27 protein-coding genes are annotated in these 21,325 nt (G+C 61.7%); 15 read left to right on the plus strand and 12 right to left on the minus strand.

The genetic code is table 11. The features are described from left to right. Positions 1-53: 53 nt before the first annotated feature. From ACT53S_RS16140 to ACT53S_RS16155, 4 genes are all read left to right on the plus strand, one after another. A complete protein-coding gene (locus ACT53S_RS16140) occupies positions 54-968 on the plus strand; it encodes an ABC transporter permease (RefSeq protein WP_113377604.1) in 915 nt (304 codons plus the stop codon). Next, positions 961-2,013 carry a quaternary amine ABC transporter ATP-binding protein gene (locus tag ACT53S_RS16145; RefSeq protein WP_113377605.1) on the plus strand — a complete coding sequence of 351 codons (1,053 nt, stop codon included), beginning with the start codon at positions 961-963 and terminating at the stop codon, positions 2,011-2,013. Before ACT53S_RS16140 ends, ACT53S_RS16145 begins: the two co-directional genes overlap by 8 nt. A gap of 137 nt (positions 2,014-2,150) precedes the next feature. After that, the gene (gene bmt / locus ACT53S_RS16150) at positions 2,151-3,167 is read left to right on the plus strand and encodes a betaine--homocysteine S-methyltransferase (RefSeq protein ID WP_476067729.1); all 1,017 of its coding nucleotides are present in this window, start codon (positions 2,151-2,153) and stop codon (positions 3,165-3,167) included. Between the two features lie 162 nt (positions 3,168-3,329). After that, positions 3,330-3,671 carry a hypothetical protein gene (locus ACT53S_RS16155; RefSeq protein WP_476067730.1) on the plus strand — a complete coding sequence of 114 codons (342 nt, stop codon included), beginning with the start codon at positions 3,330-3,332 and terminating at the stop codon, positions 3,669-3,671. Positions 3,672-3,680: 9 nt separating this feature from the next. On the opposite strand, the gene ACT53S_RS16160 is transcribed toward ACT53S_RS16155, so the two are convergent. From ACT53S_RS16160 to ACT53S_RS16170, 3 genes are all read right to left on the minus strand, one after another. Then, positions 3,681-4,466, minus strand: coding sequence for a phosphodiester glycosidase family protein (locus ACT53S_RS16160; protein ID WP_476067731.1), 786 nt, complete (start codon positions 4,464-4,466; stop codon positions 3,681-3,683). 48 nt (positions 4,467-4,514) lie between these two features. Continuing rightward, positions 4,515-5,231, minus strand: a complete 717-nt coding sequence (locus ACT53S_RS16165) for a ferredoxin (RefSeq protein WP_476067732.1) — start codon at positions 5,229-5,231, stop codon at positions 4,515-4,517. 98 nt (positions 5,232-5,329) lie between these two features. Beyond that, complete coding sequence (locus tag ACT53S_RS16170) at positions 5,330-6,895, minus strand: trimethylamine methyltransferase family protein (protein ID WP_476067733.1); 1,566 nt, start codon at positions 6,893-6,895, stop codon at positions 5,330-5,332. Between the two features lie 270 nt (positions 6,896-7,165). Between ACT53S_RS16170 and ACT53S_RS16175 the strand changes: the two genes are divergently transcribed. Beyond that, complete coding sequence (locus ACT53S_RS16175) at positions 7,166-7,867, plus strand: cobalamin B12-binding domain-containing protein (protein ID WP_113377611.1); 702 nt, start codon at positions 7,166-7,168, stop codon at positions 7,865-7,867. Positions 7,868-7,889: 22 nt separating this feature from the next. Here ACT53S_RS16175 and ACT53S_RS16180 read toward each other — a convergent pair whose 3' ends face one another. Further along, positions 7,890-8,024 (minus strand): hypothetical protein, encoded by a 135-nt coding sequence (locus ACT53S_RS16180; RefSeq protein ID WP_476067734.1) that lies wholly within the window; start codon positions 8,022-8,024, stop codon positions 7,890-7,892. Between the two features lie 56 nt (positions 8,025-8,080). Continuing rightward, positions 8,081-8,242 carry an entericidin domain-containing protein gene (locus ACT53S_RS16185; protein ID WP_113377612.1) on the minus strand — a complete coding sequence of 54 codons (162 nt, stop codon included), beginning with the start codon at positions 8,240-8,242 and terminating at the stop codon, positions 8,081-8,083. Between the two features lie 38 nt (positions 8,243-8,280). On the opposite strand from ACT53S_RS16185, the gene ACT53S_RS16190 reads away from it, so the two are divergent. Further along, the gene (locus ACT53S_RS16190) at positions 8,281-8,895 is read left to right on the plus strand and encodes a DUF1638 domain-containing protein (protein WP_476067735.1); all 615 of its coding nucleotides are present in this window, start codon (positions 8,281-8,283) and stop codon (positions 8,893-8,895) included. Positions 8,896-8,936: 41 nt separating this feature from the next. Here ACT53S_RS16190 and ACT53S_RS16195 read toward each other — a convergent pair whose 3' ends face one another. The 3 genes from ACT53S_RS16195 to ACT53S_RS16205 all read right to left on the minus strand — a co-directional run bounded on the left by ACT53S_RS16195 (position 8,937) and on the right by ACT53S_RS16205 (position 9,993). After that, the gene (locus ACT53S_RS16195) at positions 8,937-9,386 is read right to left on the minus strand and encodes a hypothetical protein (protein ID WP_476067736.1); all 450 of its coding nucleotides are present in this window, start codon (positions 9,384-9,386) and stop codon (positions 8,937-8,939) included. A gap of 64 nt (positions 9,387-9,450) precedes the next feature. Continuing rightward, positions 9,451-9,594 carry an entericidin domain-containing protein gene (locus ACT53S_RS16200; protein ID WP_113377663.1) on the minus strand — a complete coding sequence of 48 codons (144 nt, stop codon included), beginning with the start codon at positions 9,592-9,594 and terminating at the stop codon, positions 9,451-9,453. A 126-nt stretch (positions 9,595-9,720) separates the two neighbouring features. After that, a complete protein-coding gene (locus ACT53S_RS16205; RefSeq protein ID WP_113377615.1) occupies positions 9,721-9,993 on the minus strand; it encodes a hypothetical protein in 273 nt (90 codons plus the stop codon). A 213-nt stretch (positions 9,994-10,206) separates the two neighbouring features. Between ACT53S_RS16205 and ACT53S_RS16210 the strand changes: the two genes are divergently transcribed. The 9 genes from ACT53S_RS16210 (at position 10,207) to ACT53S_RS16250 (ending at position 17,484) form a co-directional block, all read left to right on the plus strand. Continuing rightward, complete coding sequence (locus tag ACT53S_RS16210; RefSeq protein WP_476067737.1) at positions 10,207-10,854, plus strand: exopolysaccharide biosynthesis protein; 648 nt, start codon at positions 10,207-10,209, stop codon at positions 10,852-10,854. 44 nt (positions 10,855-10,898) lie between these two features. Continuing rightward, entirely contained in the window at positions 10,899-11,642 is a 744-nt protein-coding gene (locus tag ACT53S_RS16215; protein ID WP_476067738.1) for a formyl transferase, read from the plus strand. A gap of 109 nt (positions 11,643-11,751) precedes the next feature. Then, a complete protein-coding gene (locus tag ACT53S_RS16220; RefSeq protein ID WP_476067739.1) occupies positions 11,752-12,054 on the plus strand; it encodes a virulence factor in 303 nt (100 codons plus the stop codon). Beyond that, entirely contained in the window at positions 12,047-12,646 is a 600-nt protein-coding gene (locus tag ACT53S_RS16225) for a methylenetetrahydrofolate reductase C-terminal domain-containing protein (RefSeq protein ID WP_140827635.1), read from the plus strand. The genes ACT53S_RS16220 and ACT53S_RS16225 overlap by 8 nt, the downstream gene beginning before the upstream one ends. 2 nt (positions 12,647-12,648) lie before the next feature. After that, positions 12,649-13,746 (plus strand): methylenetetrahydrofolate reductase, encoded by a 1,098-nt coding sequence (locus ACT53S_RS16230; protein WP_476067740.1) that lies wholly within the window; start codon positions 12,649-12,651, stop codon positions 13,744-13,746. An 81-nt stretch (positions 13,747-13,827) separates the two neighbouring features. Continuing rightward, positions 13,828-14,802: a methyltetrahydrofolate cobalamin methyltransferase gene (locus tag ACT53S_RS16235; RefSeq protein WP_476067741.1), complete on the plus strand. Its 975-nt coding sequence runs from the start codon at positions 13,828-13,830 to the stop codon at positions 14,800-14,802. A 53-nt stretch (positions 14,803-14,855) separates the two neighbouring features. After that, positions 14,856-15,143 carry a BrnT family toxin gene (locus tag ACT53S_RS16240; RefSeq protein ID WP_476067742.1) on the plus strand — a complete coding sequence of 96 codons (288 nt, stop codon included), beginning with the start codon at positions 14,856-14,858 and terminating at the stop codon, positions 15,141-15,143. After that, positions 15,130-15,390 carry a BrnA antitoxin family protein gene (locus ACT53S_RS16245; protein WP_140827642.1) on the plus strand — a complete coding sequence of 87 codons (261 nt, stop codon included), beginning with the start codon at positions 15,130-15,132 and terminating at the stop codon, positions 15,388-15,390. Before ACT53S_RS16240 ends, ACT53S_RS16245 begins: the two co-directional genes overlap by 14 nt. 60 nt (positions 15,391-15,450) lie before the next feature. Beyond that, positions 15,451-17,484: an ASKHA domain-containing protein gene (locus tag ACT53S_RS16250; RefSeq protein ID WP_476067743.1), complete on the plus strand. Its 2,034-nt coding sequence runs from the start codon at positions 15,451-15,453 to the stop codon at positions 17,482-17,484. Positions 17,485-17,686: 202 nt separating this feature from the next. On the opposite strand, the gene ACT53S_RS16255 is transcribed toward ACT53S_RS16250, so the two are convergent. From ACT53S_RS16255 to ACT53S_RS16270, 4 genes are all read right to left on the minus strand, one after another. Continuing rightward, the gene (locus ACT53S_RS16255) at positions 17,687-18,316 is read right to left on the minus strand and encodes a TetR/AcrR family transcriptional regulator (protein WP_476067744.1); all 630 of its coding nucleotides are present in this window, start codon (positions 18,314-18,316) and stop codon (positions 17,687-17,689) included. Further along, positions 18,300-19,787, minus strand: coding sequence for an amidase (locus ACT53S_RS16260; RefSeq protein ID WP_476067745.1), 1,488 nt, complete (start codon positions 19,785-19,787; stop codon positions 18,300-18,302). The genes ACT53S_RS16255 and ACT53S_RS16260 overlap by 17 nt, the downstream gene beginning before the upstream one ends. Positions 19,788-19,969: 182 nt before the next feature. After that, complete coding sequence (locus ACT53S_RS16265) at positions 19,970-20,182, minus strand: hypothetical protein (RefSeq protein WP_476067746.1); 213 nt, start codon at positions 20,180-20,182, stop codon at positions 19,970-19,972. Between the two features lie 15 nt (positions 20,183-20,197). Beyond that, complete coding sequence (locus ACT53S_RS16270; protein ID WP_476067747.1) at positions 20,198-21,103, minus strand: trypsin-like serine protease; 906 nt, start codon at positions 21,101-21,103, stop codon at positions 20,198-20,200. Positions 21,104-21,325 lie beyond the last annotated feature (222 nt).

Raw genomic sequence — 21,325 nt, forward strand, 5'->3', positions numbered from 1 at the left:
CGCCGCACCGTCAAGGTGTAAGTAAAGAGCGAAGGGTCGATAAGGGGAACAAGATGGCTTCGACTTTATGCAACTATCTGCCGGAACTGCTCTGCAAGTTTCCGGCCATCGACCAGACGCTCATGCGCGGGGTGCGCAAGGCGGTCGACGACAGCTTCAAGAGTTTCGTGCGTGCCTACGGCAATGTCATCGACGCCCTGACCACACCCCTGCAGCACTTCCTCAACGGGCTGGAATCACTCTTCGTCAACACGCCATGGTTCATCGTTCTGGCCGTGATGGTCGTGGTGGTCTATTTCGCCAGCCGCAACATGCGAATCGTTGCCGTCACCGTGATCGGCATGCTCTTCATCGGCCTCGTCGGCCTCTGGGAAGACACGATGATCACGCTGGCGATCGTCACCGTCTCGACGCTTCTTGCCATCGTCATCGGCATCCCGATCGGCATTCTGATGGCCCGCTCTGACCGCGCCCAGTCGGTGGTCAATCCCATTCTCGACGTCATGCAGACGCTGCCGAGCTTCGTCTACCTGATCCCCGTCGTCATGATCTTCGGCATCGGCAAAGTCCCGGGCGTCATCGCCGTCGTCATTTATGCCGTGCCGCCGATGATCCGTCTGACGAACCTCGGCATCCGCCTCGTCGACCGCGAGGTCCTCGAAGCAGCCGACGCCTTCGGCTCGTCACCCGGCCAGAAGCTGATGAACGTGCAGATCCCGCTGGCGCTTCCGACCGTCATGGCCGGCATCAACCAGACCATCATGATGTCGCTGGCCATGGTTGTCGTCGCCTCGATGATCGGCGTTGGCGGCCTCGGCAAGAACGTTCTGCAGGCGATCTCGAACCAGTTCCTGACGATCGGCTTCCTCAACGGCTTCGCGCTTGTCGCGATCGCCATCATCTTCGACCGCACCAGCCAGGCATATGGCAAGCGCCTTCAGCGCCACACGGAGGTTGTCCATGGCTAGTCACGGCATCGAAATCAAGAACCTTTACAAGATCTTCGGCCCCAATGGCGCTGCACATATCGAAGCGGTCAAAGCCGGGATCTCGAAGTCGGAACTGAACGAGAAACACGGCCATGTGCTGGGTCTCAAGGACATCAACATCTCCATGCCGGCCGGTGGTATCACCGTCGTCATGGGGCTGTCGGGCTCCGGAAAATCGACGCTGATCCGCCATATCAACCGGCTGATTGAGCCGACCTCGGGCGAGGTCCTCTATGACGGTGTAGACGTCTGTCAGATGAACCAGCTCGAACTGCGCGAATTCCGCCGCCACAAAACGGCGATGGTCTTCCAGAAGTTCGCGCTGCTGCCGCATCGCACGGTGCTGGAGAACACCGTCTACGGGCTCGACATCCAGGGCATTCCGCGCTCGAAGAGCGAGGAGATCGGTCGCCGCTGGATCGACCGGGTCGGTCTTGCCGGTTTCGAGGGGCATTATCCAAACCAGCTGTCGGGCGGCATGCAGCAGCGCGTCGGTCTTGCCCGTGCGCTGTCCAACGACGCCGACATTCTGCTGATGGACGAAGCCTATTCGGCGCTGGATCCGCTGATCCGTGTCGACATGCAGACCGTGCTGCTTGATCTGCAGCAGGAGCTGAAGAAGACCGTCGTCTTCATCACCCACGATCTGGATGAAGCGCTGCGGCTCGGCGACAAGATCGCGATCTTGCGGGATGGCCAGGTCATTCAGCAGGGCTCCGGCCAGGACATCGTCCTGCAGCCGGCCGATGACTATATCTCCGCCTTCGTCAAGGAGGTGAACCGCGGCCGTGTCATCATGCTCGGCACCATCATGTCCCCCTCGATCGGTGGGGGTGACGGTTTGCAATTGCCGAGCGACATGGTCCTCGAGACCGCCGCCCGCATGATGACCGAAGCGCGGCAGACCACCGCCAATGTCGTTGACGGTACCGGCAAGCCCGTCGGTCATGTCGACCTCCAGCAGATCATCGGCGCCATGGTCACCCCGAAGAGCCATGAGGACAATCAGATCGCCGCAGAGTGATCAGTCCCTCGATCAGAAAAAGTGGACGGCCCTGCCTTGCGGGGCCGTTTCGCTTTCTGGCCTTGCGGATAAAACCGCAATTGAAATCACATAAAGACTTCTTTATATGATTGGCTAAATCATCAGAGGAATTCACCATGGCAACCGCGTCCAATCCGCTTTCCGAACTCTTGGCCGAAAAGGGCGTGCTGCTCGCCGATGGTGCCACCGGCACCAACCTCTTTACCCAGGGGCTCGAGGCGGGCGAAGCGCCGGAGCTGTGGAACGAGGCCCAACCGGAAAAGATCGTCAAGCTGCATCAGGATTTCGTCGATGCCGGTGCCGACATCATCCTCACCAATTCCTTCGGCGGCACGCGCCACCGGCTGAAGCTGCACAATGCGCAGGATCGGGTCTTCGACCTCAACAAGAAGGCGGCCGAAATCGCCCGTGGCGTCGCCGACAAGGCACCTCGCAAGGTCATCGTCGCCGGCTCCGTCGGCCCGACCGGTGAATTGCTGATCCCGCTCGGTGCCATGAGCTACGAAGACGCCGTCGCCGCATTCGTCGAGCAGATGGAAGGTCTCAAAGCCGGCGGCGTCGACGTCGCCTGGATCGAGACGATGTCCTCGCCGGATGAAATCCGGGCTGCTGCCGAAGCCGCGGTCAAGGTCGGCCTGCCCTACACGTTCACCGGCTCCTTCGACACCGCCGGAAAGACCATGATGGGCCTCGACCCGAAGAACATCCACGGCGTTGCCCCAGATATCGGCCAAGGCCCGCTCGCCGTCGGCGCCAATTGCGGTGTCGGCGCTTCCGATATCCTCGCCAGCTTGCTCGACATGACCGAGGCCGATCCCGACGCCACGGTCATTGTGAAGGGTAATTGCGGCATTCCGGAATTCCGCGGCTCGGAGATCTTCTATTCCGGCACGCCGCCGCTGATGGCCGACTACGCGCGCCTCGCGCGCGATGCCGGCGCCAAGATCATCGGCGGCTGCTGCGGCACCTCCTGTGGCCACCTCGCCGCCATGCGCGCAGCACTCGACGACTACACCCCCGGCCCGCGCCCGACGATCGAAACCATCGTCGACCGTATCGGCCCGCTGCGCAACAAGACCGCCAGCGAATCGAGCAACCAGGACAGCGGCCGCCGCAGCCGGCGTCGCGGTTAACGAGGCGATACGCAGAACCGTTCACGTCCTCCCCGCCGATGGACCGGACAAACCAGCCTCGGGCAATCTTGCCATGCTGTAGCTGAACCTAATGGATGGGGGCATCCGATGCCGCATCCGTCAGACATCGTTACGAGCCTGCGCAAACCGAGGAGTGCCTTCATGTCCGCCGCCATCGACCGCGAAACCGTCGCCGAGAAGCTCGCAAGCCTTCAGGCCACCGACCAGGACTTCGTGAAGCTGCTTTTCGAAAACCCGGCTCAGGACGAACTGACCATTGAGGGACTTTATCTTTACCTCGAGCGCGCCGCCGAAGCCCGCTTCCTCAACACGCTGAAGCTTGAAAAGGCGGGCGAGTGGATCGGCCTCAACGCCCCTGCCCGCCTCCAAATCCGCCTGACGGAAACGGCAAAGTCGAGCCAGCATCCGGCCTATGCCGCCTTCCGCACCGGCCTCACGCGCTCCGGTGGCCTTGAACGCGCCTATCCGAAGGCTGCCGTCTGAGCGCCGATCCTACTGCGGGATCGGCATGCTGACGGAGACGATCGGCCCCATGGGGAACAGCCGATCGTCTCGGTTCTGATCCGCAATGAAGACGCTGGAGATCGATCCGTCGAGGTAAAGTGCATTGCGGCAACCGAGCCGGTCCCGAAACAGGGTGGCGAAGTCGTAGAACCGAACCGGCACCGTCGAAATCACCATGTGAACCTGACCTTCGGCATCCACGCCGATCCCGTTGCGGATCTTCAGGCTGTCGCTGTCAGGCAAGAAGCGCGGATGCAGTCTGCCGTCGATCACCAGCATCGGCCCGGACTGCGTCGCGAAATCAGGGGTCACCCCGCGCTTTTCATAGGCCAAAGTCTCCATCACCGCCGCGCGTCCATCCTTCATCAGGAAGACGCCATTCGGCAGCAGATGGAAATTGCCAAAGCCACCGCCTGTCACGGCCGGTTTCACCACATCTCCGTATTCGACAAACAGCCCGACGGGCGACCGGTCGTCGTGATACATGCCCGCATTCATGGCAAACAGAAGCACCCGGCGCTCGGTCCAGAGCTGCCGCCGCAGCGGGTCGAACTCGCCATAGATATCGCCTTCCGGGTCGGCAAGATGCAGCCGGATATCGACCGCTTCGGGATCGAACTGGCAGGCGGTATAAATGCCCGTCGGCTCGCGTAACTCCGAACAGGCACCCTGCGCCACCTGAGCGAAGGCCGGCCCGGCGAGACTGCCCAGGAAAAACCCAGCAAGCGGGCAGAGAATCCGAAAGGTAAAGCGCACCGTTTCTCCCTTGGTCATCCGCCCTGCTTGCCGCCGATTTCCGGCAATTGCAGGGCAGCGCCGTGATCAGTGTCCCGGCAAGCTCAGTGCCTGCATGTGAAATCTCACCTGTGCCTGTGGATACCGGTAGGCGACGCCGATCGGACAGGCATCCCTCGCCAGACAGCCGCCATCAGCGCAACCCTCCTGCCCGGCAATGCTTGCGAGATGAGTTCGACAACCGGTCACATCGAATCGGTCGGGTGTCACCGCCCCGACCGGGCAGGCAGAAAGACAGGGTTTCTCCGCGCAATCATCGCAAGGATGCCGGACATCCGATCGTGAACCTGATGGGCCGACATCGCCGCGATGCCAATCGGCAAAGGCCAGCGCCCCCCGAAAACTGTGCCATAGACCAAACGCCGGATGGATCAGCAAACCAAGCGGCGAAGCCCGCAGCCCCTCGGCCTGCATCGCCCAGGACTGAAACGGTTGGTAAGGCGCCCGTGACGGATAGAAGGCGCGCGCACCAAGCTCTGCGGCAATCGGGTCGAGCACGACCTCCGACCACCGGTCGAGTGGGTCCGATCCTCCCCGATCGACCTGCCTGTCCCGCCAGGCGGAAAACACCGGCCACATCGCACCACCAGCGATCCCGACCAGCACCACCGCCTCGGCGTTCCGCCCGTCGTCGAATGCCGGCGCAGCCTCGCCCGGTTGAAACCGCACCACGCCCCGACGCATGAGCCCCTGCGGCTCCAGCAACGCATCGAGCCGTTCTACAATGTCAAAAGGGCCGCTCATCGCGGCCCCTCGAATTTGTAGTGCGGGCGCCAGACCTCTTCCTGGATCATGTCGGCCACCCGATGACCTCCGCCTTGCTCCCTGGCTACGGGACCCTTTCAGGAGAAGGCGTCCGGCATGGAATTTTTCCGGTCAGCGACATAGGCGAGCAGCGCTTCGTCGATGGCAGGGTCCAGCGCCGGTGCCTCATAAGCGTCGAGCCAGGAGCGGCAAAGCGCGTTCGCCCGGTCCTCGATCCGCTTGCGTCCCTCGATTTCCCACTGTTCGAAGGAATTGTTGTCTGCGAGCGCCGACCGATAGAAGGCCGTCTGGAAGTTGGCCTGGGTATGGGCACAGCCGAGATAATGGGCGCCGGGGCCCACTTCGCGGATGGCGTCCATCGCCTGACCGCTCTCAGACAGATCAACCCCTTCTGCCATCTTCTGCATCATGCCGAGCTGGTCCTGGTCGATCATGAACTTCTCGTAGCAGGCGGCCAGACCGCCTTCGAGCCAACCGGCCGCATGCAGAACGAAATTCGCGCCAGCAAGAAGCGTCATGTTGAGCGTATTGGCGCTCTCATGGGCCGCCTGCGCATCCGGAACCTTCGAGGCACAGAGCGAACCGCCCGTACGGAACGGCAGGCCCATGCGACGTGCGAGCTGGGCGGCTCCATAGGAGACCAGTGCCGGCTCCGGCGTTCCGAAGGTCGGCGCGCCCGACTGCATCGAAATCGAGGCCGCGAACGTGCCGAACAGAACCGGCGCACCCTTACGGATCAGCTGGGTGAAGGACGCCCCCGCCAGAACTTCCGCCAGGATCTGCGTCAGCGTGCCGGCAACGGTGACCGGGCTCATGGCACCGGACAGGATGAACGGCGAGATCACCGAAGCCTGACCGTGACGGGCATAAACCTTGGCGGCCCCCAGCATGGTCTCGTCGAAGACCATCGGCGAGTTGGCATTGATGAGGTTGAGCATGACGCAGTTGTTCTCGACGAACTCGTCACCGAAGACGAGCTTCGCCATCGCAACCGAATCTTCCGCGCGCTCCGGCGCGGTCACCGAGCCCATGAACGGCTTGTCGGAATATTTGATATGGCTGTAGACCATGTCCAGGTGGCGCTTGTTCACCGGGATGTCGACCGGCTCGCACACCGTGCCACCCGAGGAATGAATCGACGGCGCCATATAGGCGAGCTTCACGAAATTTCGGAAATCCTCGAGCGTCGCATAGCGGCGATTGCCTTCGAGGTCGCGCACGAAGGGCGAACCGTAGACCGGTGCAAACACCGTCGCATTGCCGCCGATGCGCACATTGCGCTCGGGATTGCGGGCATGCCAGGTGAATTCCGACGGTGCGGTCTTCAAAAGCTCGCGGCAAAGGCCCTTGGGGAAATGGACCCGCTCGCCCTTCACGTCCGCGCCCGCCTGTCTCCACAGCTCCAGCGCTTCCGCGTCGTCTCGGAACTCGATGCCGATTTCTTCCAGCACCGTATCGGCATTACGCTCGATCAGCTCCAGGCCTTCTTCGTCCAGAACCTCATAGGTCCGGATCTTGCGCGTGATATAGGGCATGGCCGGACCGGCACCGCCGCCGCTGCGCGATGCCCTGCGGGCCGCAGCCCCACGTCCTTCGCCGCGTTGGCGGCGGCCTGTGCCCGGTTCTGCCGAAATATCGTCCATGTCTGCTTCCTCGCTCGGGCGCTCGTCTGCGCTGCTTCTCTCCTTCAATATGCTATTCCAATCCGGCTGTGAAACCATCCTTTATGCGCCAACCGCTTGTGTCCCACAGACATCGCCTTTTGTGCGGCTTGTCTCTCACCGTCGCTTTTCAGGGTGGCCACGTCGTAATCGAAAAGAGTTTTTCACGAACTTGAGGTTTAACTTCCAATCGGGCAGTCTCATGCCCGGCGCGACCGGAATCGCGTTGAAAAAGAAGCGGGAAGCACCATCATGGCCGACGACGACATCATTCTTTCCGAACTCTCCGACGAAGAGCTCGTGCAGCAGATGCACGACGACCTGTATGACGGTTTGAAGGAGGAGATCGAGGAAGCGACTCAGATCCTTCTGGATCGCGGCTGGGCCCCTTACGACATTCTGACCCAGGCGCTTGTCGAAGGCATGCGCATCGTCGGCATCGACTTCCGCGATGGCATCCTCTTCGTGCCGGAAGTGCTCCTGTCCGCCAACGCGATGAAGGCCGGCATGACGATCCTGCGCCCGCTGCTCGCCGCCACCGGCGCCCCGAAGCAGGGCAAGATGGTCATCGGCACGGTCAAGGGCGACATCCACGACATCGGCAAGAACCTTGTCGGTATGATGATGGAAGGTGCGGGCTTCGACGTGATCGACCTCGGCATCAACAACCCGGTCGAAAACTATCTCGAAGCGCTCGAACGCGAAAAGCCTGATATCCTGGGCATGTCCGCCCTGCTCACCACCACCATGCCTTACATGAAGGTGGTCATCGACACGATGAAGGAAAAGGGCATTCGCGACGATTACGTCGTTCTCGTCGGTGGCGCACCGCTCAACGAGGAATTCGGCAAGGCCGTTGGTGCTGACGCCTATTGTCGTGATGCCGCCGTCGCTGTGGAAACGGCGAAGGAATTCATTTCCCGCAAGCACAACAGCATGGGCGCCCGCGCCTGATAGTCAAAACGACGAAGCCGGCTCAGAACCCGGCTTCGGTGACAAGACCTGCATGGCGGGCTGGTGCGAACGTTTCGAACGCGACCTGCCCGCCTGCAATCAGGATGGCCGCCAGCATATAGATGGCACTGGCCTTAGCGATACCGGTGAGCGTCATGCTCGTCTCCTGATGATCTCTGCCCGATCGAGACGGGCAAATAGTTTTCCGGGTGATCAGCGCGCTGCGGCACCTTCGACATTGCGACCGGCACTCTGCGTCGCGTCGACGGTATTGGCAGCATCCTGGCCCATGCCACGAATCGTATTGCCGCAAGACGACAGTGCGAAGACGGTGAGAACGAGGGCTGCGCCGGCTGTCAGTTTTTTCGCCATCATGTGAGTGTACCTTCTGTCTGGGTGACGAGTGGAATGCGATGGAACAACGCACCAAATCGGAAAAGGTTCACGTGATTGCATGCGGTGCGATCGCCCGCGAAATCCTGGCCGTGAAGACCCTGAACGCGCTCGATCATCTGACGCTCGAATGCCTGCCCGCTATCTGGCATGTCTGGCCGGAAAAGATTGCGCCGGCGCTGCGCGAAAAGATCGCCGAGGCGCGTGCGGCAGGGCACGACAACATCTTTATCGGCTATGCCGAATGCGGCACCCAGGGCGAAGTCGACCGCATCTGTCGCGAGGAAGGCATCAAGCGCCTGTCTGGCCCGCATTGCTACGCCTTCTTCAGCGGCACGGAAAAATTTCTCGCCGAATGCGAAAACGAGTTTACGGCCTTCTATCTGACAGACCTGATTACCCGCCAGTTCGAGGCCTTCGTCATCGAACCATTGAAACTCGACCGCCACCCCGAACTGCGCGACATGGTCTTCGGCAACTACACGAAGATCGTCTATCTCGCCCAGACGGAAGACGCCGAACTCCAGGCCAAGGCAAAGTGGGCGGCCGACTATCTGAAGCTCGACTATGAATACCGCTTCACCGGCTATGGTGATTTGCAGCCGGAACTGGTGGCGGCGGCAGGGAAGGTCTGACTTCCAGTCTGCACGGAACCTGCACGCAATTCTGGCTGCTCTCAATCCTCACCATGGCCCAAAAGCCATGACGAAATCGGAGCCTCCCCCGTTCGGAGGTCTTTATATGTCGAACTGATCTTATTCAGCACCGTTTTGTCATCCGAATCAATCTCGTAAAACGTGCTGTCGACCGCCCGGATCGTCACCCACGGCTTGTCTGATTGCGCGGGGTCGGAGCCGACGAACTCACCCCAGATAACCTGTCGAGTCCGCTCCGCTAAAGCGGCTAAATCGAAGCCCGAAAGCTGGCCATCCTCTTGTGCCAGCCTCTCCAGCAGTTCGCCGCCTTCACCGGTAGCCTCGAACCACTCGTGACCCGGCTGGTCGGACTTTACTGTCGAAACCACCCACCGAACTTCCAACGAGCGAGGAGCCAAAAGTCGCAGTAAGTCGATGAGGTCGAGCGCAAGAACGCTATCTTTGAGATCATAGACCCTAATTGCAGTCATGGCGCTCCTTGCCCCCACGGCCCCCTTGGCAGAAGCCCCTCGGGAACAGGACCTCGCTAATCGACTAGCGTACCGAATTCGCCACGCTACGCCCGGCATCCTGCGTCGCATCGACCGCGTTGCCAAGGTCGTTGCCGATCCCCCGAATGGTATTCCCGCAGGAAGACAGACCGAGCACCAGCACGACAAACGTAGCGACGACCACCATGGTTCGATGCGCAAAAACACTCATCCCGATTCCCCTCTGCATCTCTGAACCCGATTTAGGTGACAAGCCATCGCGGAGAAATCAAGGCAATGGCTTAGGACGATGCAACGATCCGCCCGTCAGGGTTCAGGCAAAGACCAGCGCGCCGACGACAAAGATCCCCGCCAACAGCAGCACCAGCTGCAGAAGGATCAGGAAAGGGATGCGGGAGAGCACCAAAGCCAGCAGGATGAGCCCGACAGCCTTCCACGACCGGAAGACCGAAACCAGGATGATGAAAAGCACCAGCGCGCCGAGAACGAAGCAAAGGAATACCCGTTCGAAGCTCGACATTTCGGTCCACGGATTGGGCGCGCCGACCGCTGATGGTTTTTGCCTCTTCTGAGTGTCCTGCTTCATTTCAAAGTCCGCCTCCGCGCGCCGGAAGCAGCCACTGATTGAGGCCGCTGTCAAACCCCGTTTTGCTTCGTTGATCCCGGCTCCCGCAGGTCTTCTTCACCCTCCCTTCACCATTCGCAAAACCGTGAATGGTTGGCCGCCACCGTCTTAATCCCCCTGTAATCTCCCCTTGCAACACTGCCCCCAAGTCAACAAGAAACAAAGAGAAGCAGCATGACCGACAGGGCGGAAACATGGGTGGCGGGTCTTGCCACCGCGCGTGAACATCATCATCCCGAAAACCTTTCGGACCTTCTCGTCCGCCTGGCGCGAACGACGGATCGCAAGGTGACGATCCGCGACATCGCGATCGCGCTGCAGGACCGCTCCTTCGGCGCCTTTTTGTTGGTCTTTGCGCTGCCGAACCTGGTACCCCTGCCGCCGGGCAGCACCTTCATCCTCGGTCTGCCGCTCGTCTTCGTCGCCTGGCAGATGGCGATGTCTCCCGGTGGCCGCGTCTTCTTCCCGCGTGTCGTCAGCGACTACGGCGTCGAACCGCAGACCTTCGAGGCCATCGTCAAGCGCCTTGTCCCCTGGATGCGCTGGGCCGAAAACCTGGTCGTTCCGCGCTTCTGGCTATTCGAAAGCCGGTTTGCGGAACGTCTGATCGGCCTCCTGGCACTCATCCTCGCCATCGTCGTCTTCCTGCCGATCCCACTCGGCAACTGGCCGCCGGCCTTTGCGCTGGCCGTGCTCGGCTTTGCGCACTCCCAGCGCGATGGCCTCGGCGTCATCGCAGGGTGCCTGATCGGCCTGCTCTCGCTCGCCGTCGCCGGCTTCGTCGTCTACACGGCCCTCGCCGTCGTCTCTCTCGTCGTGTGATGTCTGTGAAAGCCACGGAAACTGCTGGCCGCAAGGTGGTTGTGATGACCGCCGGCGGCCTAAATCCGTCCATCGTGGTCCAGCATCTCGTTCGCGCGGGACTGGACGTCGACGTCATTCTCGAACACCCCGAAGGCAAGGGGGAAATCACCCGGCGCCGTGCCCGTCGGCTTGGCTGGGTCAACGCAATGGGCCAGCTCGGCACGATGATTGCCGCGCGATTGCTGCGCCGCCTCGCCGACCGTCGCGTAACGCAACTGGTGGATCGATACGGCTTTGACCGTCACCTGCCCGAAACCATTGCCATCCACCCGGTCACCTCGATCAACGGCCCGGAAACGGCAGCGCTGGTTGACGAACTGCAGCCCGGCGCCATCTTGCTGGTCTCCACCCGCCTGATGTCGGCCCGACAGTTGGCCGCGATACCCTGCCCGGTTATCAACCTGCATGCCGGGGTCAATCCCGCCTATCGCGGCCAGATGGGCGGCTACTGGTCCTTGCGTGAAAACGACGCGGAGAATTTTGGCGCCACCCTGCATCTGGTCGACGCCGGCACCGATACCGGCGGCACCCTCTACGAAGTCCGCACGCGGCCCGCACGCGGCGATTTCATCTCCACCTATCCGCTGCTGCTCACCCTTGCCGCTCTCGATATCACGCGCCAATCGATCGAGGACGCGCTCACCGGTCGCCTCGTGCCCAGAACACCTGAAGGCCCCTCTGCACTGCGCTTCCCACCCACCCTTTGGTCGTGGATCTGGTGCGGCCTCACGCGCCGAATCTGGTAAAAACATCCGCGATCGTGGCAGCGTCGTTTTTGGCAACTTGCGACGTCGTGAAAAGCGCAGTCCGGCGAATGCCCCCCGTGCATTCTGCTCGTCAAAGGGAGTGAGTGGCATGGCAGACAAGATCGTCGTTTACTGGCGGGACATCCCGGCCCAGGTGATCGTCAAACAGGGACGCAAATCCGCAAAACGCGAGCTGTCGCTCCGCTTCACCGAAGCCATCGACATGGCGGCAATGCGCACGGGCGCCGCCGAAACCGACGCCTACCTCGCCGACTGGCGCAAGGCCGATCCGGTGTCGGTCGGTGACGACCTCGAAGCCGAAGCCGAAAGCGCGGCAGCCGAGATCGAAGCCGCCTACGACAAGGCCCGCCTCGTCGCGCTCGTTCATGCCGGAGGCCGCGACAATGGCTGAACCCGTGCTCGTCGATCCCGGCCCGCCGAAGAAGGGCAATGCCGCACCGGCCGCCAAGGCCAAGACGGGCGCGTTTACGCCGGCAGGCGTCTCGCCCAACCGTCGTGCCCGTCGCTCTTATACGATCCGCCTCTGGGCTGTGCGCAATTCGCGCTTCCTCGAATGGTTCTACCGCAATTTCGCCAATGCCTTCCTCTTCCTCCATCCGGTCTGGAAGAAGCTCGGCTATAACCGCGTCGAAAAGCCGATCACCTTCGTCGAGCGCAATGTGAAGGGCCTGCTCTTCGACTGTCGCATGTGCGGCCAGTGCGTCCTGTCCTCGACCGGCATGTCCTGCCCGATGAACTGTCCGAAACAGCTGCGCAACGGCCCCTGCGGCGGCGTGCGCGCCAATGGCAACTGCGAGGTCGAGCCCGACATGCCCTGCGTCTGGGTCCAGGCCTGGAGCGGTTCGCGCAACATGGTCGCGGGTGACGCGATCCTGAAGGTGCAGAAGCCGGTCAACCAGTCGCTGCGCGAGACATCCTCCTGGCTCCGCGTCACGGCAGAAGCCGCTGCAGAGCGCGAAAAGAATACGGCAAAGGAAGCCTGAGCATGGCCCAGATCGACGAAAATCCGCTCGGCGTCCACCTGCCGCTCGATCCCCTGCCCGGCCATTCCTCGCTCGGTCGCCTGGAGCGCGTTCTGCGCCGTGGCGAGTTCGCCGTCACCGCAGAGTTGAACCCGCCCGACAGCGCCGATCCGGAAGACGTCTATGAGCGCGCCAAGGTCTTCGACGGCTGGGTCGACGGTATCAACGCGGTCGACGCGTCAGGCGCCAACTGCCATATGTCCTCGGTCGGCATCTGCGCGCTTCTGACCCGCATGGGCTACGCGCCGATCATGCAGATCGCCTGCCGCGACAAGAACCGCATCGCCATCCAGGGCGACGTGTTGGGGGCCGCCGCCATGGGCGTTGCCAACATCATGTGCCTCACCGGCGACGGCGTGCAGGCCGGCGACCAACCGGGTGCAAAACCCGTCTTCGACCTCGACTGCATGTCGCTCCTGGAAACCGTCCGCACCATGCGCGACGACTCGAAATTCCTCTCCGGCCGCAAGCTGACGAGCCCGCCCAAGGTCTTCCTCGGCGCCGCGATCAACCCCTTCGCGCCCCCCTACGATTTCCGCCCCTATCGGCTCGGCAAGAAGATCGAGGCCGGCGCCCAGTTCGTCCAGAGCCAGTATTGCTTCGACGTGCCGATGTTCCGCGACTACATGAAGAAGGTCCGCGACCTCGGCTTCCACGAGAAATGTTACATCCTCGTCGGCGTTGGTCCGCTTGCCTCGGCCAAGACCGCCAAGTGGATCCGCTCCAACGTGCCCGGCATCCACATCCCGGACCATGTGATCGCTCGGCTCGAAGGTGCGCAGGATCAGAAGAAGGAAGGCAAGCAACTCTGCATCGACATCATCAATGAGGTGAAGGAGATCGAGGGCGTCTCCGGCGTGCATGTCATGGCCTATCGCCAGGAAGAATACGTCGCCGAAATCGTTCACGAATCCGGCATTCTGAAGGGCCGCAAGCCCTGGAAGCGCGAGCATGCCCGCGCCGACGACATCGCCGCCGAACGCATGCGCGAGATCGGCGCCGACCCCGTCCAGGACCAGCAGGAAATGGCGGCGAAAGCCGCCCATGGCCAGCCTCACTGAAGAGCCCATTGCCTTTCGCCGGCTTTTGCCGGCACATCCCATTCAAGCCGAGCAACAGCCGGCACCGACCGGAGGACTGAAATGACCCGCACCATCGTCGCATCCGCCACCAAGGAAATCATCATCGGTTTCGACCAGCCCTTCTGCGTGATCGGCGAGCGCATCAACCCGACGGGTCGCAAGAAGCTCGCCGCCGAAATGCAGGCCGGCAATTTCGAGACCGTCATCAAGGACGCGCTCGAACAGGTTGCCGCCGGCGCCACCATGCTCGACATCAATGCCGGCGTCACCTCGGTCAATCCGAACGAGACCGAGCCCGGCCTGCTCGTCCAGACGCTCGAAATCGTCCAGGGCCTTGTCGACGTGCCGCTCGCGATCGACTCATCCGTTACCGCCGCCATCGAGGCCGGCCTAAAGGTCGCCAAGGGCCGCCCGCTGGTCAATTCCGTCACCGGCGAGGAAGAAAAGCTCGAAGCCATCCTGCCGCTGGTTGCCAAGTACAATGTTCCGGTCGTCGCCATCTCCAACGACGAATCCGGCATTTCGCAGGACCCCGACGTCCGCTTTGCCGTCGCCAAGAAGATCGTCGAGCGCGCCATGGATTACGGCATCAAGCCGCATGACATCGTCGTCGACCCGCTCGTCATGCCGATCGGCGCCATCGGTTCGGCCGGCCTGCAGGTCTTCGCCCTGATCCGCCGTCTGCGCGAGGAACTGAAGGTCAACACCACCTGCGGCCTCTCCAACATCTCCTTCGGCCTGCCCCATCGCCACGGCATCAATGCCGGCTTCATCCCGATGGTCATCGGCGCCGGCATGACGTCGGCCATCATGAACCCCTGCCGCCCGCAGGAAATGGAAGCCGTCCGCGCCGCCAACGTCCTCAATGGCACCGACGAGAATTGCTACAACTGGATCAAGACCTATCGCGACTACAAGCCCGCCGAAGGCGGCGGCCATGCAGCCCCCGCCGCAGCCCCGGCCTCCGCCGCATCAGGCGGCGGCCGCCGCGGCGGCCGTGCAGCCCGCGTGGGCGGTGGTGCGCCGACGGAGTAAAGTCAGACCTCACCCGTTTTGCATTTGCCTATACAAACGTGTAGTGTGGAGAGATGAAGCGATCGATTTCCGGCTTCGATTGGGACAGCGCCAACTGGCCGAAATGCGCCAGGCACGGCCTGACGAAACCGGAAATCGAACAGGTGTTCATGCGAACGCCATCGATCTACCCCGACCCGACGGTTGGCGAGGACCGAAAGCGTGCGATCGGAACCACTGCGGAAGGCAGATACGTCTTCATCGTCTTCACTTTGCGCGAGAGCGAGCTCGGAATTCTCATCCGACCGATCAGCGCGCGATACATGCACGAGCGGGAGATCAGGCGCTATGAGCAACGGTAAGGGCAAGCAGATGCCGGTCCTGCATTCCGACGAAGAGGCCGAAGCCTTCGTCGCGAATGCAGACCTTTCCGAATACGACCTGTCCGGTTTCAAACCGGTCCAGTTCGAGTTCGAAAAGAAATCGGCGCAACTGAACATGAGGCTGCCGGAAGCCCTGCTTTCGGCGATCAAGGCCAAGGCCCAGGAAAGGGGTATTCCTTACACCCGCCTGATCCGGGAGGCCCTGGAAAAAACGGTTGCCAAGTAAAACGGTTCAGGCCGGACAAGCATGACACCGGGGATTGCCCCCACATATCGAAAGACCCTGATGACCGAGACCGCAGATCCCCTCGTCCTCTTCATGCCCTCCGGCAAGCGTGGCCATTTCCCCGTCGGCACCCCCGTGCTGGAGGCGGCCCGCACGCTCGGCGTCTATGTCGAGAGCGTCTGCGGCGGCAGAGCGACCTGCGGGCGCTGCCAGATCGAGGTGCAGGAAGGCCAGTTCGCCAAACACGGCATCACCTCGTCCAACGACCACATCTCGCCTGTAGGACCCAAGGAAGAGCGCTACGATCGCGTCCGCGGGCTCCCCGAGGGACGCCGCCTTTCCTGCTCGGCCACCATCCAGGGCGACCTCGTCGTCGATGTGCCGCAGGACACGGTCGTCAACGCCCAGGTCGTGCGCAAGGCAGCCTCCGACCGCGTCATCGAGCGTAACCCGGCCGTCCATCTGTGTTACGTCGAGGTCGACGAACCCGACATGCACAAGCCGCTGGGTGATCTCGACCGTATGAAGGTCATGCTGGAAAAAGACTGGGGTTACACCGATCTGCAGATCGAACCCTATCTCTTAGCCCAAGCGCAAAAGATCCTGCGCAAAGAGAATTTCGCCGTCACCGCCGCCATCCACCGCGACAGCATCACCTCGCGCCCGACGGTGATTGCGCTCTGGCCCGGCCTGCACAACGAGGCCTATGGCATCGCCTGCGACATCGGCTCGACGACGATTGCCATGCATCTCGTCTCGCTGCTCTCGGGCCGCATCGTCGCCTCCTCCGGCGCGTCGAACCCGCAGATCCGCTTCGGCGAGGATCTGATGAGCCGCGTCTCCTATGTGATGATGAACCCCGATGGCCGCGAGGCCATGACCAAGGCCGTCCGCCAGGCCGTCTCCGATCTCGTCGATCAGGTCTGCGCCTCCGGTGGCGTTGCCCGCACCGACATCCTCGATTCGGTCTTCGTCGCCAACCCGATCATGCATCACCTCTTCCTCGGCATCGACCCGACCGAGCTCGGCCAAGCGCCCTTCGCGCTCGCCGTTTCCGGCGCCGTCTCCTGCAAGGCCTCCGACATCGAGCTTTCGCTGAACCCCGGCGCCCGCACCTATCTCCTGCCCTGCATCGCCGGCCATGTCGGGGCGGACGCCGCCGGCGCCACGCTGTCGGAAGGCCCGCACCGCCAGGACAAGATGATGCTGATGGTCGATGTCGGCACCAATGCCGAGATCGTGCTTGGTAACCGTGAACGCACCGTTGCCGCCTCGTCCCCGACCGGTCCTGCCTTCGAAGGTGCCGAAATCTCCTGCGGCCAGCGCGCCGCCCCCGGCGCCATCGAACGCGTCCGCATCGACCCCGAAACCCTCGAACCCCGCTTCAAGGTCATCGGCGTCGAGCAGTGGTCGGATGAGGACGGTTTTGCCGAAGCGGCGGAAAAGACCGGCATCACCGGCATTTGCGGCTCGGCGATCATCGAAGTCGTCGCCGAAATGTATCTCTCCGGCGTCATCTCGACCGATGGCGTGGTCGATGGCGCGATGGCGGCGAAAAGCCCCCGCATCCTCGAAAACGGCCGCACCTTCTCCTACCTGCTGCATGACGGCGCCCAGAAGATCACGGTGACGCAGAATGACGTCCGCGCCATCCAGCTCGCCAAGGCAGCCCTCTATGCCGGCATCAAGCTCCTGATGGAAAAGCTCGAAGTCGAAACCGTCGACACCATCCGCTTCGCCGGCGCCTTCGGCTCCTTCATCGATCCGAAATACGCGATGGTCCTGGGCCTCATCCCCGATTGCGAACTTTCGGACGTCAAAGCCGTCGGCAACGCCGCCGGCACAGGCGCCCTGATGGCCCTCCTCAACCGCGACCACCGCCGCGAAATCGAAGACACCGTCACCCGCATCGAAAAGATCGAAACGGCGCTGGAACCGCATTTCCAGCAACTCTTCATCGACGCCATGGCGCTGCCCAACAAGGTCGATCCCTTCCCGAAACTGGCGAGTGTGGTGACGCTGCCGGAGCGGAAGCTTCTGGCGGAGGGCGATGGTGAGGGTGGAGGACGGAGACGGAGGAGGTCTCGGGAGTAGGAGGCTGCAGCCACAGCCGGTGCGCCAAAGGTCGGCACATTGACGAGGCCATATGACGAACAGCTTCTGTCCCTTCGTGTTCGCTCTACGTAGTGATCTTTGATCTAGAGTGGATCGCCCCTTGTGCCCAAAAGCCGACGAGCCTCGATATCGGCATCATCCCAGCCGTGCGCCAGACGCGAGATGGCGAGGCCCGAGATGCTCACCTGCTTGAGGCCTCTTTCGGCTCAAGCAGTTCCTGGAGGCCTGCGAGTTGGTAGGTCCAAAATGCGGCGAAGGCGCGCCTGATCTGCTCAGGATCCTCAAATTCATCCAGTATTGCGACGATCATGGTAGCCGTGTTCGCGAACAACGTCCTGAGCACGAAACGGGACTCAGGCGTGACTGCGCTGGGTCCCCTGGTGCTCACGAGGAGCTCAACTGCCAGCCGCTCCATCTCATACACAAATCGAGGTCGAACCTGGCTAAATCGGGTCCCTTCGACAGGCCTGAACAGAATCAGTACCTGCAATCTATATTCGATCCAGAATGACAGAAGGTCTGCCGCAGAAGTCGACTGCTGGTTTTGTGCTGAAGACCAGGCCTCAAAGTTCGTCAGTTCCCTTACCCTTTTCCGCATCAGGCGAAGAAGGCGTGCTGCAATTGATGGCGTGACGATGGCATTCAGGAGCGCACTCTTGTTGGGAAAATACTTGTAGATGTTGCTGGTCGCCATGCCACAAGCGTTGGCGACCTCCGCCAGAGTGGCGATCTCGTATCCCTTCTTGGCGAAGATGTTTGCGCCGGCTGCCAATATCCGTGCTCGAACCTCTTCCTTAAGGCGCTGTGGCATCAAGCTGGTCCATCAGTTGCTTCAAACGCGGCTGCCACGGATGTGCTTCCTCCAACTCGAAGGCAAGTGAAAAGAGAAGGTCATCTCGACCGTGGCGGGCAGCAAAATGGCAACCGATTGGTAATCCGCCTTTGTTCCAGAATAGCGGAACAGACATGGCGGGCCAACCCGCGACGGAAGCAAGAAATGTGTAACGAGCAACGCTGGCGATAAACAGATTGAGCTCCTCAAAGCCCTTGTCGCCGGTGAATCTGCCGAGCTCGAAAGCGGGGTAAGGTACCGTCGGGCACAGTAAAACATCATAGTCGGACATAGCCGCATCAGCGTTGCGCGCCACGCCCTGAAGCGTTTGAGAGAATTCCGCGAGTGACGTTTCGCTCGCCCGTCTGCCGTGCTCCGCCAACGCCTTCGTGTATTTTTCCAGTCTATCCTCTGCAAACGCGCTGCCAAATGCAGACCGGAAATAATCGAGAGCGTTTGAAACCGCTGCCCCACCCAGAGCAAAAAACGCTTTTGCTGCAGCATCCATGTCCACATGGGGAGGAGTGACTTCAACGACCGAATGACCAAGCGCCTCACACGCCTTGACGGCAGTCAACACCGCGTCCTTTGCGCCTTGCTCCGGCAAGAGCCCCGAACTGCTGGCAGTGTGGAAACCAATCCGAAGTCTTCGCCGCTCCCTCCTGACGGCGTCTTGGCTAGGCATCCTGAGCTGCCAGTTGCTGCGCTCGGTCATCTGCAGCCAACCGAAGCTGTCGCGCACCGAACGCGTCACGCAATGCTCGCTCAAGAGCAGAGCCATCGGCGTATCTTCCGGAAGGCCGGTCGATACGGTTCGTCCCCGGCTGGGCTTGAATCCAAACAGCCCGCAGAAGGACGACGGGCCTCGGATCGAACCACCCCCGTCCGACGCGTGGGCTATCGGGACCATGCCAGACGCAACGGCGGCGACCGCTCCCCCTGAGGACCCGCCAGCCGAAAGACTTAAGTTCCACGGATTGGCAACGGGCGGCCGACAGGCCGGCTCTGTCGTGCCTAGCAGACCGAGCTCGGATGTTGCACTTTTGCCCACCACCACGAGGCCTGAGGCGTCCAACGCATCCGTATAGGGTGAACCCGCTGGTACGATGAATGGCGGAAGGAAGTCGCCGCCCATGCTCAGCGGCAGTCCCGGATACGGGAGAACATCCTTGATAAGAGTGGGGACGCCTGAAAACGGACCGTCGCGAGTAGCAGCGTTGGCCTTTGAACGCGCAAGCTCGCCATCAAGTGAAACGACCGCATTCAGCAGCGGATTTAACCGTTCTATTCGTGAGAGTACCCCGTCCAGGATTTCGATAGGAGCTATTTGCTTCGTGCGGACGAGATCCGCCAGCGCAGACGCATCCATTGTCACAAGCGATTCCATCTCTCGCATTTTCGCCGCCCTCAAAAGAGAATGATAAATTCTCTTTTGCATACGGTGCGCCAAAAGGCAAATCCTGTTTGAGCGGCCGCCATGGGTCACCCTCGACAGCTCTAGCCCCAAACCGCAAAACCGCGAATGTAGCTGTCTCACTTGGGAGCCGCTTCGGGACGACTGAAGACCACACCCGCAGGCTCTTTGAATGTCGGACGGCTCCTCGTGCCGCCCCCCAATCGGAAATCATTCCCTCACCCCAAAATCGCCGCCGCATCCTCCACCATCTTCGCCAGCACCTCCGACTTCGCCCGCGCACCGTGCTGAAATGTTTCGCCTTCCAATCCTTGAATCCCCAAAAGACCAGGATCTGCCGCCGCAGCACCTTCACCCAGCCATTGCCGTAGATCCATTTGAGGAAGAATGTCGGCGTATCCGAGGTGATCACCACCCGCGCCTTGCGACATTACCCCGTCCGCCGCCTATTCGCCGGTGAATTTCGCATCGAAGATCGACTTGATCCACTCATATTGCGGGCTGACACGGCCGAAACCGCCCGTCGAGCCATAGACGGCATCGTCGCCCCAGTCGTTGACCCCGGCGATGGCCCAGCCCTCGTCGGTCTCGATCCAGAGCGAGCCACCGCTGTCGCCCGAACCCAGCACGCCCTCATAGTCATCCACCGGCATGGGGTCGCTGTTGTCGAAGACATTGTTGGCGCCATCTTCGCTGTCGAAGTCGACCAGCAGCTGGTTGCCGCCTTTGCCGTCGGGAGCCGGATCCTCGACCACGTCGATGATGTTGCGCGCCGCAGCCGCATCCTCGCTCTTGTAGTATTTGTCATCCTGGCCGACCGAGCCGATGCCGCGCGAGCCGAATCCAACCATGGTGGCGACTTTTCCGAGTTCGTCCTGCCCGCCATAGAGGAGCGGCGGCGTGTCGCAATCCTCCACCGGTCCGTTCAATTCCACGATGGCGAGGTCGTATCCCGGCGTGTCGTCGCTGTTCGGGTCGTAATTGGGATGGATATGCACGGCCTTGCCGGAAAATTCGGTGCCGGCGCGGGTGTAATAGGTCCAGTTAGCAGGGTCGCTGCCGGTGCCGAAGTTATGCGCCGCGGTCAAAACATAGGCCGTGCCATCCGCGTCATTGCCGATCCAGGTGCCGGAACCGCCGATCTGCTCGCCGTCGTAAAAGCTCATGATGGCGCAGAATTGCGGCTCCATGGCGAGCGCCTTGGCCGCGCCAAATCCCTCGCCTTCCGCACCGACCGCCCCGCCCTGAGCAGCCCAGGTGCTGTCGAGAATGATCACCGCCCGGGCGGGACCGGCCGTAGCCAAGCCCATGAGCGCCGTGCCGGCCAGCGCCGATAGGATCTTTGATCTCATGCCTCTCGCCTTGGGTGTCTCACTGGGCATCTGTGCCATGTTCCGCTGTGGTTGGTCTTTCAAAATGGGTTTCGTAGGGATATCCCGGCTTCGCGCGAGACAAAGCCGACCGCCGCGACCACCGCTGCCTTGGAGAAAGGAACGGCTGTCGAAGGTGATCGTCTTACCCCCTGGCCCGCAGCAGGTGCCGCGACACACCCCGCGCAATAGCATCGAATCGTC

The organism is Allorhizobium sp. DMC15 (assembly GCF_056314065.1).